Below are 17,848 nucleotides of genomic sequence, written 5' to 3'. Positions count from 1 at the left end.
TAATAAGTCGTCCATCTTTCTGTTAGAACTCTCTGTTTGCATCTACATGAGCCAGAATACCGACACAGATGTGCTCCGCCTGTTTTTGGGATGCGTTTTTCTCTCTATTTTTGGATGTATTTTCCATGAAAAAACCCCTTTTTGCGCTGTAATAATGACTGTATTATCATAGCACAAAAAGGGGGATAAGTCGATAAAGCATTGTCTGTCCTGTGTTCTTTGAGGGGCAAACTTTATGTTGCCTGCAGTATATGCCATATACATTTCTTCCGCACGAAATAGAAACATACCGCCTGCATAAGGATCGTAATGATCCAGGAAGCCGGATAAGAAATGAACAGAAAATAAAGCGACCTGTGATTCGGAAACAACGCGTAAATCCAGACAATCCTTGTTCCTACTGTTCCTATCACCGACAGGACCATGGGAACTGCCGAATGTCCCATTCCCCGCAGTGCGCCCGGTATCAGATCCATAATGCCGCACAGGAAATAAGGAACTGTCGTAATAGACAGGATTTCCAGCCCACAGCGTATTACGTCTTCCTCCGTCGTATATATCTGCAGGATCGTTCCTCCGAACACATAGCTCCCAACTCCCAGAACAGCTCCTGTCCCTACTGATAATATCATACAGTTCATCAGTACTCTGTCCATACGTTTGTGCTTCCCCACACTGTAATTCTGGCTTGTAAAGCTCATGCATGCCTGTGTTACTGCATTGATAGCCACATATAAAAATCCAAGGATATTGTTGGCCGCCGCATATCCGGCCATGGCTATGGAGCCAAAAGAATTAACTGACGACTGCAGAAGTGCATTGGAAAAATTGATCACCACACTCTGGATTCCTGCCGGAATCCCCACCTGAAAAATCTGTTTCAGATGAACCGTTTTGATTTTAAGCTGTGAAAACTTAAGCTGATAACTGCCTTCTGTTTTACACAAACAGCGCACCACAAGAATAGAAGAAACACACTGTGATGCCACTGTACCGACAGCCACGCCGGCCACTCCGAGCGGTATGACAATAACCAGCAAAAGATCCAGCGCCACATTTGCCATCCCGGCCAGGCTCAGAAAGAGCAGTGGTCGTTTTGTATCACCCACTGCACGCAGAATTGCAGATCCATAATTGTAAAGCATGAAAAAAGGCATCCCCATAAAGTAGATCCTCATATAGCGCACAGACTGCCCGATCACATCCGACGGGGTCCCCATCAGCTGTAACACGGGATATGCGGCATACATGCCGACAAAGGCCATCACAATTCCGGAAATCAGGGCAAATGTAATTGCCGTATGTACTGTCTCTGACATTTCCTTGTCCCGCCCTGCTGCATAATGTCTGGCAGCCAGCACATTGGCTCCCAGGGAAATCCCAACAAACAGATTGGTAAAAATATGGATCAAAGATGTTGTAGACCCTACTGCCGCCAGAGCCGAACTGCTGTCAAACCTCCCTACGACAATAATATCCACTGCATTGAACATAAGCTGGAGAATACTGGTCAGCATAAGCGGCAGAGAAAAGGAAATCAGTTTATCCATGATCGAACCATTGCACATATCGATCTCATATCTTTTGTTTTTCAAGAGAATCCCCCCATACAACTTTTTTACCACAGATTATCTTACTTCGTTCTCATTTTTTCGTCAATGGTTCTTTCATGAATCAGTTATTTTCCCACCAGTCCGGTAATCAGATTCTCAAATTTTTCTTTTGCCTGATCCGCGCTCTTTTGCACCTCCCGGTGATCCAGAGGCTGATCCAAAATTCCGGCGGCCATATTCGTAATACAGGAAATCCCGCATACTTTCATTCCCATATGACGGGCGGCAATCGCCTCACAGACAGTACTCATGCCTACCGCATCTGCACCCAGCGCACCCAGCATCCTTATTTCCGCCGGCGTCTCATAACTGGGACCGCTGCACTGCACATAAATCCCTTCTCTAAGGGAAATACCCTGGCGCGCCGCCGCTTCTTTCGCCGCCTCCTGAAGCCCTGGATCATAGACATGGCTCATATCCGGAAAACGAGTTCCCAGCTCATCTATATTTTCTCCTCTGAGGGGATTCGGAACCGCTATAGAAATATGATCCGTGATCAGCATCAGATCCCCCGCCTGGAACGTCCTGTTGATCCCACCTGCCGCATTGGTAAGGATAACCGTATCTGCTCCCAAAAGTCCCATCAGACGCACCGGGAGCACCACATCTTCCATGGGATATCCCTCATAGTAATGCACTCTTCCTTTCATCAAAATAACGGGAGTGTTTTTTACGTAGCCAAACAAAAACTTCCCGTCGTGACCCTGTACAGTGGACACAGGAAATCCCGGAATTTCACGGTATGGAATTTCACAGGATATTTCCATATTATCGGCATATCCCCCAAGCCCGGATCCAAGCACAATTCCCACCTGGGGCCTGAAGTCTGTCCTTTTTCGTATTTCCTCCCGGCATTTCAGCAATCTTTCATATGGACGCATATTTCTTTCCTCCTTTTTCCATCACTGGACAATAACCTTATATTTCATATAGACGAAGCAGACGGTTTTTCACTGCTTCATCAGCAAAAGATACTTCCACTGCATTTCTCATCATCCTAAAAATTTCTTCGTCTTTTATTCCATAATTTTTCTGAATAAACTTTAGCTCATCCGTAACCGTTGTTCCGCTCACGGTCCGGTTATCTGTATTCACCGTTACCAAAAGCCCTTCTCCTAAAAACAGATTCATGGGATACTCCCGGCGGTCCGGCACCGCTTTCGTCTGCAGATTGCTGACCGGGCACATTTCGATCCCAATCTGTCTTTCCCTGCAAAGGCAGCGGGCTTCCGGATCTTCCCTCATAGCAATCCCGTGTCCGATCCTCGAAGCTCCCACCTCTACAGCCTCTTTGATATTCTTCGCACTTCCGCATTCCCCGGCATGGATCGTAAATGGCATATCCATTTTCTTCACTTCCCCAAAGAGTTCCAGGAATCCCTCCATCGGATAGGCTGCCTCATCTCCTGCCAGGTCGGCGGCGCACACGCCTTCTCCAAGAAATTCTCTCGCATGCCGGATCATGTGCAGATTATCCTCCAGGCTGTGATGCCTCATGGCACAGACGATCACATTGTACTCTACTTGAAATTCTTTTTTCCCCTGCTCCAGTCCCTGCAGAACGCTCTCTATCACCTGTTTTGTCCCCAGATTTTCGTGTACAGAAAGCAAAGGGGCAAACCGAACCTCTATATACTTCACATTTTCCTTTGACACCGAACGGATCAAGTCATAGCCGGCTCCCTTTAAGCCTTCCTCATTCTGCAGCGCCAAAAGTGGCAGATCAAATTTCTGCAAATATTCCGCCAGATTTTTACACTCCCATCCAGCCTGGATCTGCGACAAAGAAATATCCTGTCTTAGCCTTTCTTTTAAAAATTCTAAAGACAAGGAGCCATCTAAATGACAATGAAGCTCCAGCTTGGGCAAATTCCGCAGCAATTCGTAATCCATATCCTCCCCCGCCTTTCTACCATGTCAACTACTTTTTGTATACAATTTTGTGTAAGCAAATTGTACCATAATTTCCGAAAGAAACAAATATAAATGTGACCAAATCACTGTTAATACGTTTTTTACCGGACTATAATATAAAATAACAGAAAACACCGGAAAGGAGAATTACTTATGAGACTAAAAGACAAAGTGGCTGTTGTAACAGCATCTACCAGAGGAATCGGAGCTGCTATTGCAGAAACATTCGCACAGGAAGGAGCCAAAGTTTATCTGGCTGCCCGCAATCCCGAACGTGCTCAGGCTATGATCGACCGCCTGACGAAAGAAGGATGTTCTGTTTCCTATGTATATAATGATGCCTATAAGCAGGAGACTTATAAAAGCATGATCGAAGAGACTGTTGAAAAGGAAGGACGAATCGATATCCTTGTCAATAACTTCGGTACTTCTGATCCAAGGAAAGATCTGGATATTAAATCCACGGAATATGATGAATTTCTAAGAACCCTGAATGCAAACATCGGAAGCGTATTCCTTGCTTCCCAGGCTGCTATTTCACATATGACAAAAAATGGCGGCGGAAGCATTATCAATATTTCTTCTATCGGCGGTTCTGTACCGGACATTTCACAGATCGGTTATGGTACCAGCAAAGCTGCCATCAACTATCTCACTAAACTGATCGCCACCCAGGCTGCCAGAGATAACATCCGCTGCAATGCCGTACTCCCGGGCATGACTGCAACTGATGCCGTTATGCAGAACCTGACCCAGGATTTCCAGGATTTCTTCCTGAAGCACACGCCGATCAAACGGATGGGAACTCCGGAAAACATTGCGCAGGCTGTATTGTATTTTGCAAGCGATGAGTCTTCCTACACAACAGGTCAGATCCTGGAAGTATCAGGAGGCTTCGGAATGCCTACACCGGTTTTCGGAGATATGATCGAGATGAAGAATAGGAGATAATTTACAGGATCCGATCTTTTATCAGACAGCTCCAGGCAAAAAGCAACCCCCGGAAGCATATAGTTTCCGAGGGTTGTTTGCTTTGCAATATTCTCTTTAGATGACCGTTTCTCCAGTCGGAATTAACGTTTGGAGAACTGCGGAGCTCTACGAGCTGCTTTGAGTCCGTATTTCTTACGCTCTTTCATACGTGGGTCACGTGTCAGGTATCCTGCTTTCTTAAGGATCGGTCTGTAATCAGCATCTGCCTCAAGAAGAGCTCTGGAAATTCCGTGGCGGATTGCTCCTGCCTGTCCTGTGTAACCGCCGCCTTTTACGTTAACGATCACATCAAATTTTCCTTCTGTCTCTGTCGCAACAAGCGGCTGACGAACGATAACTTTCAGTGTTTCCAGTCCAAGATACTCATCGATATCTCTTTTATTTATTGTAATTTTTCCTGTTCCAGGTACTAAATATACTCTTGCGATTGATTTTTTTCTTCTTCCTGTTCCGTAGAATTTTCCGTTAGCCATTTCTTAATATCCTCCTTTCGACCTCTGATTAAAATTTCAGTTCTTCTGGTTTCTGAGCCTGATGTGCATGCTCTGGTCCAGCGTATACATGAAGTTTCTTAATCATGCTTCTTCCTAAAGGTCCCTTCGGAAGCATTCCTTTTACAGCCAGCTCAATTACTTTTTCCGGTTTCTTATCCATCATCTCTGCCAGTGTAGTTTCTTTCATTCCGCCTACATAATCAGAGTGATTGTAGTAAATTTTCTGAAGCATTTTCTTTCCGGTTACTTTTACGTCTTTTGCATTGATCACGATCACGTAATCACCTGTGTCAATATGCGGTGTAAATTCCGGTTTGTTCTTTCCTCTCAAAACCTTAGCCACTTCTGATGCTAAACGTCCTAATGTATATCCTGCAGCGTCAACTACATACCATTTTCTTTCAATCTTGTCTGGACTAGCCATATAAGTTTTCATTGGTTTACCTCCTATGAATCGTTGCATTCTATGCGTTTACTTATAGATATTATATCGAAATCAGCCAGGTTCCGGGGCTTTGGTGCCTGCTGTTTCTCCTTTTGTCATACTGCATTATTATATTATACGCTTCCACGCGTGTCAACTGTTTTTATGGATTTTTTGCGGTATTTCTTCAGTATTTTTACCTTATTTTATTTGGCAAAAATCTGGAATAAATATTTCCGGACTAATCTTTGTTTATAGATTGACAATTTTCTTCTTTTAGCCTATAATCGTCTTAAAAATAACAGTAATAGTTATTATTACCTTTTAGGTATGTGTTCCGGACATCAGAAAGATTTATCATCCAAAAAACAAACAGTACGGATATACGGCTGTTTTATTTATAAAAAGTAAAATCCTATCAAAAACTATTTATCAAAGGAGGAACAACTATGAAAACTGTAATTATTGGAGCAAATCATGCTGGAATTGCTGCAGCCAACACTCTCTTGGACAACTATCCTGATCAGAAGGTCGTTATGCTTGACCAGAACACTAACTTAAGCTATCTTGGATGCGGAACTGCACTGTGGGTCGGACGCCAGATTGATTCTTATGAAAATCTTTTCTATACCGATAAAAGTGCTTTCGAAGCAAAGGGCGCTGTTATCCGCATGGAAACAACGGTAGAAAAGGTAGATTTTGAAAAGAAGATTGTTTTCTGCAGAACAAAAGATGGCTCTTCTTTTGAAGAGAATTATGACAAGCTGATCCTTGCTACAGGTTCTCTTCCAATTGCGCCGACACTTCCCGGCAGTGATTTAAAAGGGATCAGTTTCCTGAAACTTTTCCAGGACGGCCAGAATGTAGACCGCCAGATCAGCGATCCAGACGTCAAAGATGTGGCTGTCATCGGAGCCGGATACATCGGTGTGGAAATTGCTGAAGCAGCGAAACGCCGGGGCAAAAATGTCCGCCTTTTCGATGTAGCTCCCACTTCCCTTGCCAGCTATTATGATCCGTGGTTTGCAGAAGATATGGACAAAAATCTCGCTGCACATGGAATCGAGCTTCATTATGGCGAGCGCGCTACTGCCTACAAAGGCACAGAACATGTAGAAGCAGTTGTGACAGATAAAGGAGAATATAAGACAGATCTTGTCATCAACGCAATTGGCTTTCTTCCAAACAACGCTCTTGGAAAAGATCATCTGGAGTGTTTCCGGAACGGAGCATATAAAGTAGATAAACATCAAAAGACAAGCGATCCGGATGTATACGCCGTAGGCGACTGCGCCACAATCTACTCCAACGCGCTTCGGGCTGAGACTTATATCGCACTTGCCACCAATGCAGTCCGCACAGGAATTATTGCCGCTCACAACATTGGCGGAACCACCCTTGACGCTATTGGAGTACAGGGTTCCAACGGCATTTCCATCTTTGGCTACAATATGGTTTCCACCGGATTGTCCGTTGCCGCTGCACAGAAAAACAATATGAGTGTGGAATATACTGACTATGAAGACCTGCAAAGACCGGGATTTATGAAGGAAAACGCAAAAGTTAAAATCCGTATCGTATACGAATCAGATTCCCGCCGCATTGTAGGTGCACAAATGGCTTCAACAGAAGATATTTCCATGGGAATCCATATGTTCTCCCTTGCAATCGAAGAGGGCGTAACTATTGATAAACTGAAACTTTTGGACATTTTCTTCCTTCCTCATTTCAATCAGCCGTATAACTACATTACTATGGCTGCACTTAGCGCAAAATAAAAATCCGCCTGCAAGAGGCAGACAAAAATAAGAAAGGCCCTCTATCCCTTCCATTTCCTTATAGGAAGGGATAGAAGGTCTTTCCTATTTTTTCATGCAGCTATACTGACCGCGGTTATTTCGCTTTATCTATCGTGTAAGATTGCAGACTTTTTTGACATCCGTTCTTTTCATAAAATCCTTCCACTCCCGGCTGCGCGCCAAAATATAACATAGTAGGAGTGTTCTCCTTTGCAAGTTCAAGAAGCTTACTGCCTACCCCTTGCCTTTGATATTCCGGAAGAACAAGTAATTCTGTAATCGTTCCAAAAAAATATCCGTCTGTAAGAATGCGCAGACACCCTACAGGCATTTCATTATCATACGCCGTAATATTCAGTGTCTTAGATAATGCAATTTGAGTCCGCTCTATATCATAATCGCCTTGCCATATTTGATTGACAAAGGGCAGGAAAACCGAAGCCGCGAGCTCTGTATCGTTTACTTTATATTCTGCTTTCAGTGCAGCGGATGTTCCTTTAACCTCAATTCGCTCATTTGATTCTTGCCTTCCCTCCTGTGCAAAGAGTATAATATGTTGGCATTAGATTTTTTTACTTTAGCGTCGGTGTACAAGGGGACAAAATCTACCCTTCACCAACCGTGTTGCCCCTTGTACACCGACGCTATCATCCTTTAATGAAAGAACACTCTGGAGGAATCATCTATGAGAAAAAATATTGACCTCGTAAACGGCCCTGTGCTGAAATCTCTGACACAGCTCGCCGTTCCCATTATGGCCACCTCTTTGATACAAACCGCCTACAACCTTACGGATATGCTCTGGATTGGAAGAGTCGGCAGCAATGCTGTCGCGTCAGTGGGGGCTGCCGGAATGTACATGTGGCTCTCCAATGGTCTTGCTGCTCTGCCAAAAATGGGCGGTCAGGTAAATGTGGGGCATGTGCTGGGAGCTGGCCGTCCCAAGGATGCAGCCAACTACGCAACAGCCGCACTTCATATTTCTATAATTTTCGGCCTCGTTTTCGGACTGGTCTGTATCTTGTTTTCCAATCCGCTGATCGGATTTTTTAACCTGACCGGACATCAGGTCATCGCCGACGCTCGCATTTACCTGAAAATCACCTGCGGATGTGTCATTTTTTCTTTTTTAAACCAGACACTTACCGGAATATTTACTGCAGCCGGCAATAGCCGCTCCTCTTTTATGGCAACTTTAACCGGCCTTCTTATCAATATGATATTGGATCCGGTACTTATCTTCGGACTTGGACCATTTCCTGTCATGGGTGTGGCCGGAGCGGCTATCGCAACTGTACTGGCACAGGCGACAGTAACCCTTATCTTCTTTGTCTTTGCCAAAAAAGACAACATTATTTTTTGCCATATAAAACTATTTCGAATCCCGGACAGAAGTCATTTTTCTTCTATTGTCAGAATCGGATTCCCAACTTGCATACAAAATATGATTTTTACAGGTATTTCCATGATCATTGCCCGGCTCGTTGCAGGATATGGAGATGCCGCTGTTGCAGTGCAAAAAGTTGGTTCACAGATTGAATCCATCTCCTGGATGACTGCAGATGGATTTGCCGCTGCTGTAAACTCTTTTCTTGCTCAAAATCATGGTGCCGGAAAATACAGCCGGATCCCAAAAGGATATTACAGCGCAATGAAAGTTGTTCTTGTATGGGGACTTTTCTGTACACTACTGCTAATTTTCCTCCCTGCCCCTGTATTCCGCCTTTTTATTACAGAAGCAGACATTCTCCCCATGGGAGTAGATTATCTCATGATACTTGGCGTGTCCCAGCTCTTCATGAGTGTTGAGATCACCACCGCCGGTGCATTTGCAGGGCTTGGCAGAACTTTGCCCCCTTCTGTAACCAGCATCGTTTTGACAGGTATGCGCATCCCGTTTGCTATGCTCCTGATCCATACGCCACTTGGACTGAATGGAATCTGGTGGAGTATTACTATTTCCAGTATTTTCAAAGGAATTATCTTATTTATATGGTTCCGTCATCTGCTCGCTCACAGGAAAAACTATGTTGATATATCAGACAGTGGGAAAATGTATACAGAATCTTCTAAATGTAGTAAAATATAAACACAATTTCGTACGTACTGATCAGGAGCAGCTCCTGTCAGGACTGTAAATGATCCAGTCTAATATAATAATCAATAATAATGACAAAGAGAGGTTAAAACTATGTGGGCTTACAATAGCATTTTTTATCAAATATATCCTATCGGCTTTTGCGGGGCTCCGGTTCATAATGACGGGGAATGTGTACCGCGTATACGTAAAATTATGGAGTGGAGTGAATATCTGGAAAAACTCGGTGTAGATTCTATTTTACTGAACCCGATTTTTGAATCCGACAATCATGGTTATGATACCCGCGATTTCAAAACCATCGACTGCCGTCTGGGGACAAACGAAGACTTTGCCGACGTCTGCCAGGATCTTCACAATCACAATGTAAAAATTGTGTTGGATGGCGTATTTAACCATGTCGGCAGAGGATTCTGGGCTTTTAAAGATGTCTGTGAGAAGAAATGGGATTCTCCATACAAGGACTGGTTCCACATCAATTTTGACGGCAACAGCTGCTACAATGACGGCTTCTGGTATGAAGGATGGGAAGGCCATTTTGAACTGGTAAAGCTGAACCTGCAAAATCCCGCTGTGACGGATTATCTTCTGGAATGTGTCAAATTCTGGGTGGATACTTTTGATATCGACGGCCTGCGCCTGGATGTGGCCTACTGCCTGGATCCTGATTTTATGCGCCGTCTGCGTTCCTATACCCAGGAACTGAAAGAAGACTTTGTCCTGATCGGGGAAGTTCTTTTCGGAGACTACAATCGTATTGTCAACGATGAAATGCTCCACAGCTGTACAAATTACGAATGTTATAAAGGAATTTATTCCAGTTTTAATTCCATGAATATGTTTGAGATTGCCCATTCACTTCAGCGTCAGTACGGCCCGGAACAATGGTGCCTGTACCGCGGAAAACATCTGATGACCTTCGTAGATAATCACGATGTCACCAGGATCGCAAGCATTCTCACAAACAAAAACCACCTTCCCCTGACTTACGGGATTCTTCTTGGAATGCCGGGCATTCCCTGCATTTACTATGGAAGCGAATGGGGAACATTAGGTGAAAAAGCGCCCGACAACGATTATGCACTTCGCCCCTGCTTCGAACAACCCAGCCCCAATGAACTTACAGAACTCATCCACAAGTTAATCCGAATCCGCCAGCAAAGCGATGCACTGTGCAGCGGTTCTTACCGCAATGTCGTACTTACGAACCATCAGCTCATTTTCGAGCGCGCATCCGAAAAAGAACGCATGTTGGTGGCGATCAACGCCTCCGACACTGACTACACCGCATACCACGGCGATCTCCAGGGAAATGCCCGTGAACTGATAAATGAAAAAATTTTTAGCCTTGACGGAAAACTGGAAATGCCGGCCTACAGCATACAATATCTTGTGTTTTAAGCAATTTTGCACAGGGTGTTTCGCAGTTTTGCACGGGGTATATTGCAGATGGGGACGTAACACTTTTAAGCTTCAATGTCATTAAGTTTAGAAATTAGGATTCAAAAAAGCATGGAACGAAAAATTCCATGCTTTTTTATAAAAAACACTTGACAAATCATACAAAATCTGAGGCGAAGCCATTTGAATATATTCTTTTTTTTGGAGGTTTCAAATGGCTGATTATTCTCTTATTACAAAACACAAATTATTGCATATGATGAAAAAAATGTCCCGCAACTCTGATTCTTATGTAAAACGTCCCGGAAAAGATTTTTCCCGTTCCAGAAAAATTTCCTTTTTTGATACCTTACGTTTCCTTCTTTCTTTAGGCGCTAAGTCTTTGGATAAGGAACTTTTGGACTTTTTCTCCTATCGCCCGGATCTTCCTACCTCTTCCGCCATGCTGCAACAGCGCGGCAAACTCAAGCCCAATACTATGAAAGTCCTCTTTTCTGTTTTTACGGCCTCTCTCCCCAAACATTCCAACTTCCATGGCTATCATCTTCTTGCTGCTGACGGTTCAGAGCTCTCCTTCCCGGAAAATAAAAAAGAACCTCTCTGCCATCGAAAGATCCCTAACACACAAAAAGGGAAAAACGCAATCCATCTAAACGCTTTATACCATCTAAACAGCGGTATTTTTGATCAGGTCCTGTTTCAGCCTGTCCATGAAAAAGATGAACACTCCGCCCTTATTACCATGCTGGCACAAACGGAAATTTCCAGCAAAGTCATCCTTACTGCCGACCGGGGATATGAAAGTTATAATACCTTTGCACATATCTTGGAAAAAGGATGGAATTTTGTGATCCGGGGACGGCAGGGAGACAGGGGGATCCTTTCCAGTTTAGCCATTCCCGATCAGGAACAATTCGATGTGGAATGTCCTGTCGTCATCTGTAAAAAACACTGCCGTGGCACCAAAGAACAGCCGGAACTCTACAAACGGATCCGATCCGGTGCAAAGTTTGACTTTTTTACGGAAGAGCAAACGGAATATCCGATGAAACTACGAGTGATAAAGTTGAAAGTAAACGAAGATCTTTCCGAGATCCTTTTTACGAATCTGTCCAAAGAAGAAATGCCCGTTGGAATGCTCCAGGAACTCTACCGTATGCGTTGGATGATAGAGACAGCATTTTCCCAGCTAAAATATAATCTTGGGGCCAGTGCGCTTCATTCAAAAAGAATAGAGTATGTCCTGCAGGAACTGTATGCAAAAGTCATCATGTTCAATTATTGTAAAAGCATCCTGTTTCACATCTCGCTTCCCCAAAAAACATCTTGGAAATATGATTATCAGATCAGCCTGAGTACAGCAGTAGATATCTGCTTAAAATCATGGCGCTGTCCAAATGGGACAGCGCCGCCAGATGTTGAAATATTACTGCTTAAATATAAAGTCCCAATAAGAAGGGAAAGAAGTTTTCCCAGAACACCTTCCCCAAAAGCAGTGATCTATTTCACTTATAGGATAGCATAAAAGGGGAAAATACGGAACAGGAATTTGAAGCAGACAGCGGTCTGCTTTATCGGTCTGCATAAAAGAAAGACAGCGTAGATTAGGATACCAACACTGTCTTTCTTTTGAGGACTCATTTTCTAAACTTAATGACATTGCTTTTAAGCTTTGTTACGTCCCCATCTGCAGAAAGGAGCCAATATGAACCATCCTATCTTTATCATTGTCGGAGCCGCTATCATGGATGTCCTTGCCCGTCCGGTCGATCCTTCTGTCTTTCGGACCGGTTCCATACCGGCGAAGGGGATTACGATGCGCACCGGAGGCGATGCCATGAATGAGGCCAAGGCACTCTCTTCTCTTGGCAATCCGGTCCGTCTGATCAGCAAGCTTGGCCGGGACACCGCCGGGGATACGATCATGGCGGAATGCGCCATGTCCCACATTGACACGAGCTGCATCCGCCGTTCCGGTGATATCCCTACAAGTGTGAATATTGTTCTTGTGGACGGTCAGGGAGAACGTCATTTCATCACTTCACCCCGGGGCACCCTTCGGAATCTGTACCCGGAAGACATTCCTGACAGTGCTTTGGAAGGAGGTAAATTTTTCTGTTTTGCCAGTATTTTTGTATCTCCTTTTTTTGACAACGCCGCCCTCACGGATCTGTTCCGAAGAGTCAAAGATCAGAAAATGACCTTATGTGCCGATATGACCAAGTGTAAAAACAAGGAGACACTTGCAGATATGAAGGAGTGCCTCTCTCTTCTTGACTATGTCTTTCCCAACTATGAGGAAGCCGCACTTCTTACCGGCGAGACGGACCTTGACGATATTGCGGATGCTTTTCTTCAATGCGGAGTGAAACATGTTGTTATTAAAAACGGTTCCCGGGGCTGTTTTATCAAAACCAATCAGGAACGCTGGGAAATACCGGCATATTCCGGTGCGAAATGCATTGATACAACCGGAGCCGGCGATACATTTACCGCATGTTTTCTCCATGCATTAGGCAAAAATTTTTCTCTTCCCGACTGCGGCCGATTTGCAAATGCCGGAGCTTCCATCTGCATTGAAAACCTGGGAGCCTGCGGCGCCGGGAACGATATAAACGTTATTTTAAAAAGAGCAGGACTTGAGGAATGATTCCCAGGTCCTGCCCTTCTATTACCGCCTTTATTCTCTTACAAGAACTTTCTCGATTTCTGCCATATACATCACATGATAGTCTTTCTGCTGATACCAGGTTTCTTTGCTTTTTTCGTCCACAAAACACTCCGGAAGCATTTCCTGCACATAGAGTTTTCTGCAGACAAAGATCATTTCCGCCTCGGAAACAGCAACTGCTTTTCCGCCTTCTACTTCGACACAGCAGGGCATAAGACCCGCCGTCTCCCATTTATCTGCCACATCTCTTCCAGAAACAGAACCGCAGATTTTAAGAGCCTCTCTTTTCTCTTCCGTCAAAAAGGAAAGGGTGAATCTGTCATTTGTATCTACAAATTCTTTTGTGTATCTCTGGGGGCGGATATAGGCAGTTGCAACCGGTTTCCCCCACATAAATCCAACGCCTCCCCAGCTTGCTGTCATTGTATTGGATTTCTCCTGTTCTCCTGCTGTGATCAGCATCCACTGTTTGCTGATCTTATCAAAGGGGTTAAACTGCAGCGTATGGATATCTACTTCTTTAAAGGCCATATTTTTTCCTCCTCTTTGTCTCTGTTTCTCTTAGTACCAGCGCACCATTGGGAAATCATTGTCAATTCCATTTGTCGACACAATCTGGTGCAGGTCAATCATTCCATTTATGAGGATTATTTTTTATTTTCCCGATAAAAAATCTCTTATTTCATCACAATTTTACGGAAGTTTTTCTTTCCCTTTTTCAGCACAATACCTGCTTTAAATGCATCCTCTGTGAACACTTCATGGATGTTTTCCACTTTTTCGCCATCCACGGAAACGCCGCCTTGCTGCACTGCACGTCTTGCCTCTGATTTAGAAGGAACCAGCCCGCTCTTTACAAGCATTGTGAGGATATCGATGCATCCGTCTTCCATATCCTCTTCCGTAAGCTCTGTAGTCGGCATCTGTGCCGCTGCACCCTGGCTGAACAAAGCTCTTGCAGACGCCTGTGCTTTTTCTGCTTCTTCCTCGCCATGCACCAGTTTGGTAAGCTCGTAAGCAAGGATCTCTTTTGCAGTATTTAACTGTGCGCCTTCCCAGGAATCCATCTTGTCAATCTCTTCCAGCGGAAGGAATGTCAGCATACGGATACATTTCAGTACGTCTGCATCTGCCACATTTCTCCAGTACTGATAGAAATCAAACGGAGAGGTCTTTTCCGGATCAAGCCATACTGCGCCGCTCTGTGTTTTTCCCATCTTCTTTCCCTCGGAGTTCAGAAGAAGTGTAATGGTCATAGCGCATGCATTTTTACCCAGCTTACGGCGGATCAATTCAGTTCCTCCCAGCATGTTGCTCCACTGGTCGTCCCCGCCGAACTGCATGTTGCAGCCGTATTTCTGGAACAGTTCATAGAAATCATAGCTCTGCATGATCATATAGTTAAACTCCAGGAAACTTAATCCCTTTTCCATTCTCTGTTTATAACATTCTGCCGCAAGCATACGGTTTACGGAAAAATGCGGTCCCACTTCCCTGAGAAGATCAATATAATTCAGATCCAGAAGCCAGTCTGCATTGTTTACCATCAAAGCCTTTCCGTCAGAGAAATCAATGAAACGGCTCATCTGCTTCTTAAAGCAGTCGCAGTTGTGCTGGATCTGCTCCGGCGTCATCATGGAGCGCATATCGGATCTTCCCGAAGGATCGCCAATGTAGCCTGTTCCTCCTCCGATCAGGGCGATCGGTCTGTTTCCAGCTTCCTGGAGACGTTTCATCAGACAAAGCGCCATAAAATGTCCTACGTGGAGGCTGTCTGCTGTAGGGTCAAATCCAATATAAAAGGTTGCTTTTCCATTGTTGATCAGTTCTCTTATCTCTTCTTCATCTGTCACCTGGGCAATCAGTCCTCTTGCCTGCAGTTCTTCATAAATTCCCATTTTTCTTCTCCTTTTTTCTGATTCTTTTTTGACTCATTCTGCTTTGATCTCTGATACATGAAAGGCCTGCGCATTCTGTCCGGAGCGTTTTATTCAGTAGGGAACGAAGATTCCTATTAAATAAAAAAGCCCCTACTGTTTTTCAACAGTAAGGGCGAATTGCTCGCGGTACCACCTTATTTCACCGCTGCCTCACAGCAGACGGCCTTTCAAGGCTGCGTTCTCTTTTACAGCCTGTGCATGATAACGTATGCCACTTACGTCGCATCCTACTTTCTTTTGACCTTTCCTTTGGCCTTTTCCGATTTCAGTGCGAAGCTCCAAGATGTATTCACATCCGACTCCTTCATGCGCCTCTCATCCGCCGGCAGCTTTCTGTCTGGGTGTTTCGAATGCTACTTCTTCTTTTCAAAGCCTTTTTATATTTGTCGTTTCTCTGTCTGCAATCCTAACGTATTTGTATATATTTGTCAAGCACAATATGAAGTAAAATCTCCTTTACCTGTGATACGGACAGGCCTTTTTCAGGCACTGCTGATTTTCCTCCGAAAAAGTGCAGACGATTTCTGCCGGGCAGTCCATTTCCACCCCAAGTTCCTTTGCCGTCATCTCCGCCGCTTTTCGGATCGCCGTAAATGTATCCCGCTTGCAGCACCTGGGGCCTCCAAGCTCCCCGATGGCCTCCAGCGCCTTGGCCGTTGTCCGGTTTGCCAGCCCCCAGGAGCGTCCCGCAAGAGGCGTGGCTCCCGTTACAATACTCATATAGATCCCTGTGCTGACTCCTGCTCCGCAGCATCCCCAGAACCCGCACACGCCTCCCGGTATCTGGCTGCCTCTTTCTTTCATCTCTTCCAGGGCCTCTTTTAAGTCGATATCTCCGCCGCTGTTGCGGTATGCCGTAAGAAGAACCGCTCCCACCATGACATGATGTTCCGGCCCATGCATGTAAATATAAGGATCTTCCATGATCCTCCGGGCAATTTCCACCGGATTTTTCGAATCCGTCTTTTGGCAGATTTCCATAATGACCTCAATGCCTTTTTTAGCATGGCAGGCATCGCATACATAGTGTCCCTTCTCACAGGAAGCATGGGAGAGTTCCTTTTTTCCACAGAAAACACATTCCATCTCCACTGCTTTCGGATAATAAGTCAGATTTTCTCCGCATACCAGACAGGCGCCTCTTTTTCTCTCACTCATTGTCGTATTCCCTCTTTTTCGCTTTTATTACACAGCTTGCCTTTCTAACATTTTCCCGTCTTTTATAACTGCTTTCAGATTCAGATCCTGATCAAGGAGCAGCATATTGGCCTTTTTCCCCACGGAAATAGATCCGTATTTATCATAGACTCCAAGGCTTTTGGCCGGATTTACTGTGGCGCATCCGATAGCTGTCTCCAGAGGAATCTCCATCTTTTTAACTGCCGTCCGCACACAGTCCATCAGATTAGTGGCAGATCCTGCCAGAGATCCATCCGATACAAGGGTTGCGCGGTTCCCCTTCACATCCACGTCCAACCCTCCCAGTGTGTATCTGCCGTCCGGCATACCGGTGGCTCTCATACTGTCGCTGATGAAAATGATCCGTTCTTCTCCAAGCATTTTAAAGGTTGTACGCACCACTGCCGGGTGAATATGCACCCCGTCGCAGATCAGTTCCGCCATCACATGAGAGCTGTCCGCCACAGCCCCTACAACGCCCGGCGCCCGGTGAGAAAAGGCCGGCATGGCATTGTACAGATGAACCGCATGACATGCCCCTTTGTCGTACGCTGCCTTTGCAGAGTCATAATCCGCATTGGTATGAGCCAGGGAAACATGGACTTCGTCTTTTACCTCTTCCACAAATTCCAGCGCTCCTTCTTTTTCCGGCGCGATCCCGATATATTTCACAAGTCCTTCTGCCGCATTCTGGAAACGCCGGAACATGCCGGCATCACACCTGCAAATATTCCTTGCATCCTGGGCCCCTTTCTTTTCTTCACTGATAAACGGTCCTTCCATATTCACGCCCAAGAGGTCGGCCCCTCCATGAGCGCCTTTCCGATATCCTGCCGCTGTGGCAAGAATGTGCTCCAGCTCCTCTGCCGGAAGCGTCATAGTGGCCGGGCAAATGGCCGTCACACCTACAGACGCCTCGTATTCCGCGATCTTCTCTATTGCCTCTATTGTGCCGTCACAGAAATCATAGCCTTTGCAGCCGTGGAAATGGATGTCAATGAATCCGGGAACCGCAAAGCAGCCCTCTCCATCTATCACTTTCCCTTCCGGCAAATTTTCGCCTTCCGCAAAAATCCCTCTGTCTTCATCTATAAAAATTTCTCCTTCTTCAAATCGTTTGTCTTCTCCGTATACTTTTACATTTTTAATGTGCATGATCTTTTTCGCTCCTTTCCCTGCTCTTCCCGGACAAATTCCCTTTCCGGGGCGGACAATGCTTTATGCAAAGATTGTAACATTTACCGTCAACAAAAGCAATTTCCAGCATTGTGGATTGTTATGCTTTTTGTTATAGTAAAGTTGTAATCATACAAATCGGAGGA

16 protein-coding genes and 1 other annotated feature are annotated in these 17,848 nt (G+C 45.0%); of the genes, 6 read left to right on the top strand and 10 right to left on the bottom strand.

Features of this window, described 5'->3' with window-relative positions; translation table 11 throughout:
- Positions 1-233 precede the first annotated feature (233 nt).
- The 3 genes from EUBC25_RS09220 to add all read right to left on the bottom strand — a co-directional run bounded on the left by EUBC25_RS09220 (position 234) and on the right by add (position 3,506).
- Positions 234-1,568, bottom strand: a complete 1,335-nt coding sequence (locus EUBC25_RS09220; protein ID WP_230107588.1) for an MATE family efflux transporter — start codon at positions 1,566-1,568, stop codon at positions 234-236.
- Positions 1,569-1,678: 110 nt separating this feature from the next.
- Positions 1,679-2,494, bottom strand: coding sequence for a purine-nucleoside phosphorylase (locus tag EUBC25_RS09215; RefSeq protein WP_230105199.1), 816 nt, complete (start codon positions 2,492-2,494; stop codon positions 1,679-1,681).
- A gap of 37 nt (positions 2,495-2,531) precedes the next feature.
- Positions 2,532-3,506: an adenosine deaminase gene (gene add, locus EUBC25_RS09210; protein WP_230105198.1), complete on the bottom strand. Its 975-nt coding sequence runs from the start codon at positions 3,504-3,506 to the stop codon at positions 2,532-2,534.
- Between the two features lie 174 nt (positions 3,507-3,680).
- On the opposite strand from add, the gene hdhA reads away from it, so the two are divergent.
- Positions 3,681-4,478, top strand: coding sequence for a 7alpha-hydroxysteroid dehydrogenase (gene hdhA, locus EUBC25_RS09205; RefSeq protein ID WP_230105197.1), 798 nt, complete (start codon positions 3,681-3,683; stop codon positions 4,476-4,478).
- 122 nt (positions 4,479-4,600) lie between these two features.
- On the opposite strand, the gene rpsI is transcribed toward hdhA, so the two are convergent.
- Together rpsI and rplM are read right to left on the bottom strand one after the other, a co-directional pair.
- Positions 4,601-4,993 (bottom strand): 30S ribosomal protein S9, encoded by a 393-nt coding sequence (gene rpsI, locus EUBC25_RS09200; RefSeq protein ID WP_230105196.1) that lies wholly within the window; start codon positions 4,991-4,993, stop codon positions 4,601-4,603.
- 28 nt (positions 4,994-5,021) lie between these two features.
- Positions 5,022-5,450: a 50S ribosomal protein L13 gene (gene rplM, locus EUBC25_RS09195; RefSeq protein WP_230105195.1), complete on the bottom strand. Its 429-nt coding sequence runs from the start codon at positions 5,448-5,450 to the stop codon at positions 5,022-5,024.
- Positions 5,451-5,887: 437 nt separating this feature from the next.
- Here rplM and nox point away from each other — a divergent pair, with 437 nt between their 5' ends.
- Complete coding sequence (gene nox / locus EUBC25_RS09190; protein ID WP_230105194.1) at positions 5,888-7,216, top strand: H2O-forming NADH oxidase; 1,329 nt, start codon at positions 5,888-5,890, stop codon at positions 7,214-7,216.
- Between the two features lie 115 nt (positions 7,217-7,331).
- Here nox and EUBC25_RS15025 read toward each other — a convergent pair whose 3' ends face one another.
- Positions 7,332-7,718, bottom strand: coding sequence for a GNAT family N-acetyltransferase (locus EUBC25_RS15025; RefSeq protein ID WP_230107587.1), 387 nt, complete (start codon positions 7,716-7,718; stop codon positions 7,332-7,334).
- Between the two features lie 204 nt (positions 7,719-7,922).
- Between EUBC25_RS15025 and EUBC25_RS09180 the strand changes: the two genes are divergently transcribed.
- The 4 genes from EUBC25_RS09180 to EUBC25_RS09165 all read left to right on the top strand — a co-directional run bounded on the left by EUBC25_RS09180 (position 7,923) and on the right by EUBC25_RS09165 (position 13,386).
- A complete protein-coding gene (locus EUBC25_RS09180) occupies positions 7,923-9,326 on the top strand; it encodes an MATE family efflux transporter (protein ID WP_230105193.1) in 1,404 nt (467 codons plus the stop codon).
- Positions 9,327-9,428: 102 nt separating this feature from the next.
- Positions 9,429-10,736, top strand: a complete 1,308-nt coding sequence (locus EUBC25_RS09175; protein WP_230105192.1) for an alpha-amylase family glycosyl hydrolase — start codon at positions 9,429-9,431, stop codon at positions 10,734-10,736.
- Between the two features lie 214 nt (positions 10,737-10,950).
- Positions 10,951-12,261: an IS4 family transposase gene (locus EUBC25_RS09170; protein WP_230105191.1), complete on the top strand. Its 1,311-nt coding sequence runs from the start codon at positions 10,951-10,953 to the stop codon at positions 12,259-12,261.
- 180 nt (positions 12,262-12,441) lie between these two features.
- Positions 12,442-13,386, top strand: a complete 945-nt coding sequence (locus EUBC25_RS09165) for a carbohydrate kinase family protein (RefSeq protein WP_230105190.1) — start codon at positions 12,442-12,444, stop codon at positions 13,384-13,386.
- A gap of 30 nt (positions 13,387-13,416) precedes the next feature.
- Here the strand turns inward: EUBC25_RS09165 and EUBC25_RS09160 are convergent, their stop codons facing one another.
- The 4 genes from EUBC25_RS09160 to nagA form a co-directional block, all read right to left on the bottom strand.
- Positions 13,417-13,938: a flavin reductase family protein gene (locus tag EUBC25_RS09160; protein ID WP_230105189.1), complete on the bottom strand. Its 522-nt coding sequence runs from the start codon at positions 13,936-13,938 to the stop codon at positions 13,417-13,419.
- 146 nt (positions 13,939-14,084) lie between these two features.
- Positions 14,085-15,305 (bottom strand): tyrosine--tRNA ligase, encoded by a 1,221-nt coding sequence (gene tyrS, locus EUBC25_RS09155; RefSeq protein ID WP_230105188.1) that lies wholly within the window; start codon positions 15,303-15,305, stop codon positions 14,085-14,087.
- A 147-nt stretch (positions 15,306-15,452) separates the two neighbouring features.
- Positions 15,453-15,726, bottom strand: a binding site (T-box leader).
- 77 nt (positions 15,727-15,803) lie between these two features.
- A complete protein-coding gene (locus EUBC25_RS09150) occupies positions 15,804-16,505 on the bottom strand; it encodes a DUF5714 domain-containing protein (RefSeq protein WP_230105187.1) in 702 nt (233 codons plus the stop codon).
- 27 nt (positions 16,506-16,532) lie between these two features.
- Positions 16,533-17,681, bottom strand: a complete 1,149-nt coding sequence (gene nagA, locus EUBC25_RS09145) for an N-acetylglucosamine-6-phosphate deacetylase (protein ID WP_230105186.1) — start codon at positions 17,679-17,681, stop codon at positions 16,533-16,535.
- Positions 17,682-17,848: the final 167 nt, after the last annotated feature.

This window comes from Claveliimonas bilis, from assembly GCF_020892095.1.
Lineage (GTDB): Bacteria > Bacillota > Clostridia > Lachnospirales > Lachnospiraceae > Claveliimonas > Claveliimonas bilis.
Note: the sequence above shows the minus strand (reverse complement) of the source record. Positions and strands in the feature narration are given on the sequence as shown.

What these genes read in the sequence shown, in the direction of transcription:
- EUBC25_RS09160 (WP_230105189.1), bottom strand. Translation starts at nt 13,938, where the DNA reads ATGGCCTTTAAAGAAGTAGATATCCATACGCTGCAGTTTAACCCCTTT.
- EUBC25_RS09175 (WP_230105192.1), top strand. Translation starts at nt 9,429, where the DNA reads ATGTGGGCTTACAATAGCATTTTTTATCAAATATATCCTATCGGCTTT.
- hdhA (WP_230105197.1), top strand. Translation starts at nt 3,681, where the DNA reads ATGAGACTAAAAGACAAAGTGGCTGTTGTAACAGCATCTACCAGAGGA.
- nagA (WP_230105186.1), bottom strand. Translation starts at nt 17,681, where the DNA reads ATGCACATTAAAAATGTAAAAGTATACGGAGAAGACAAACGATTTGAA.
- rplM (WP_230105195.1), bottom strand. Translation starts at nt 5,450, where the DNA reads ATGAAAACTTATATGGCTAGTCCAGACAAGATTGAAAGAAAATGGTAT.
- EUBC25_RS09150 (WP_230105187.1), bottom strand. Translation starts at nt 16,505, where the DNA reads ATGAGTGAGAGAAAAAGAGGCGCCTGTCTGGTATGCGGAGAAAATCTG.
- EUBC25_RS09180 (WP_230105193.1), top strand. Translation starts at nt 7,923, where the DNA reads ATGAGAAAAAATATTGACCTCGTAAACGGCCCTGTGCTGAAATCTCTG.
- EUBC25_RS09215 (WP_230105199.1), bottom strand. Translation starts at nt 2,494, where the DNA reads ATGCGTCCATATGAAAGATTGCTGAAATGCCGGGAGGAAATACGAAAA.
- tyrS (WP_230105188.1), bottom strand. Translation starts at nt 15,305, where the DNA reads ATGGGAATTTATGAAGAACTGCAGGCAAGAGGACTGATTGCCCAGGTG.
- EUBC25_RS09165 (WP_230105190.1), top strand. Translation starts at nt 12,442, where the DNA reads ATGAACCATCCTATCTTTATCATTGTCGGAGCCGCTATCATGGATGTC.
- EUBC25_RS09170 (WP_230105191.1), top strand. Translation starts at nt 10,951, where the DNA reads ATGGCTGATTATTCTCTTATTACAAAACACAAATTATTGCATATGATG.
- add (WP_230105198.1), bottom strand. Translation starts at nt 3,506, where the DNA reads ATGGATTACGAATTGCTGCGGAATTTGCCCAAGCTGGAGCTTCATTGT.
- rpsI (WP_230105196.1), bottom strand. Translation starts at nt 4,993, where the DNA reads ATGGCTAACGGAAAATTCTACGGAACAGGAAGAAGAAAAAAATCAATC.
- EUBC25_RS09220 (WP_230107588.1), bottom strand. Translation starts at nt 1,568, where the DNA reads ATGTGCAATGGTTCGATCATGGATAAACTGATTTCCTTTTCTCTGCCG.
- nox (WP_230105194.1), top strand. Translation starts at nt 5,888, where the DNA reads ATGAAAACTGTAATTATTGGAGCAAATCATGCTGGAATTGCTGCAGCC.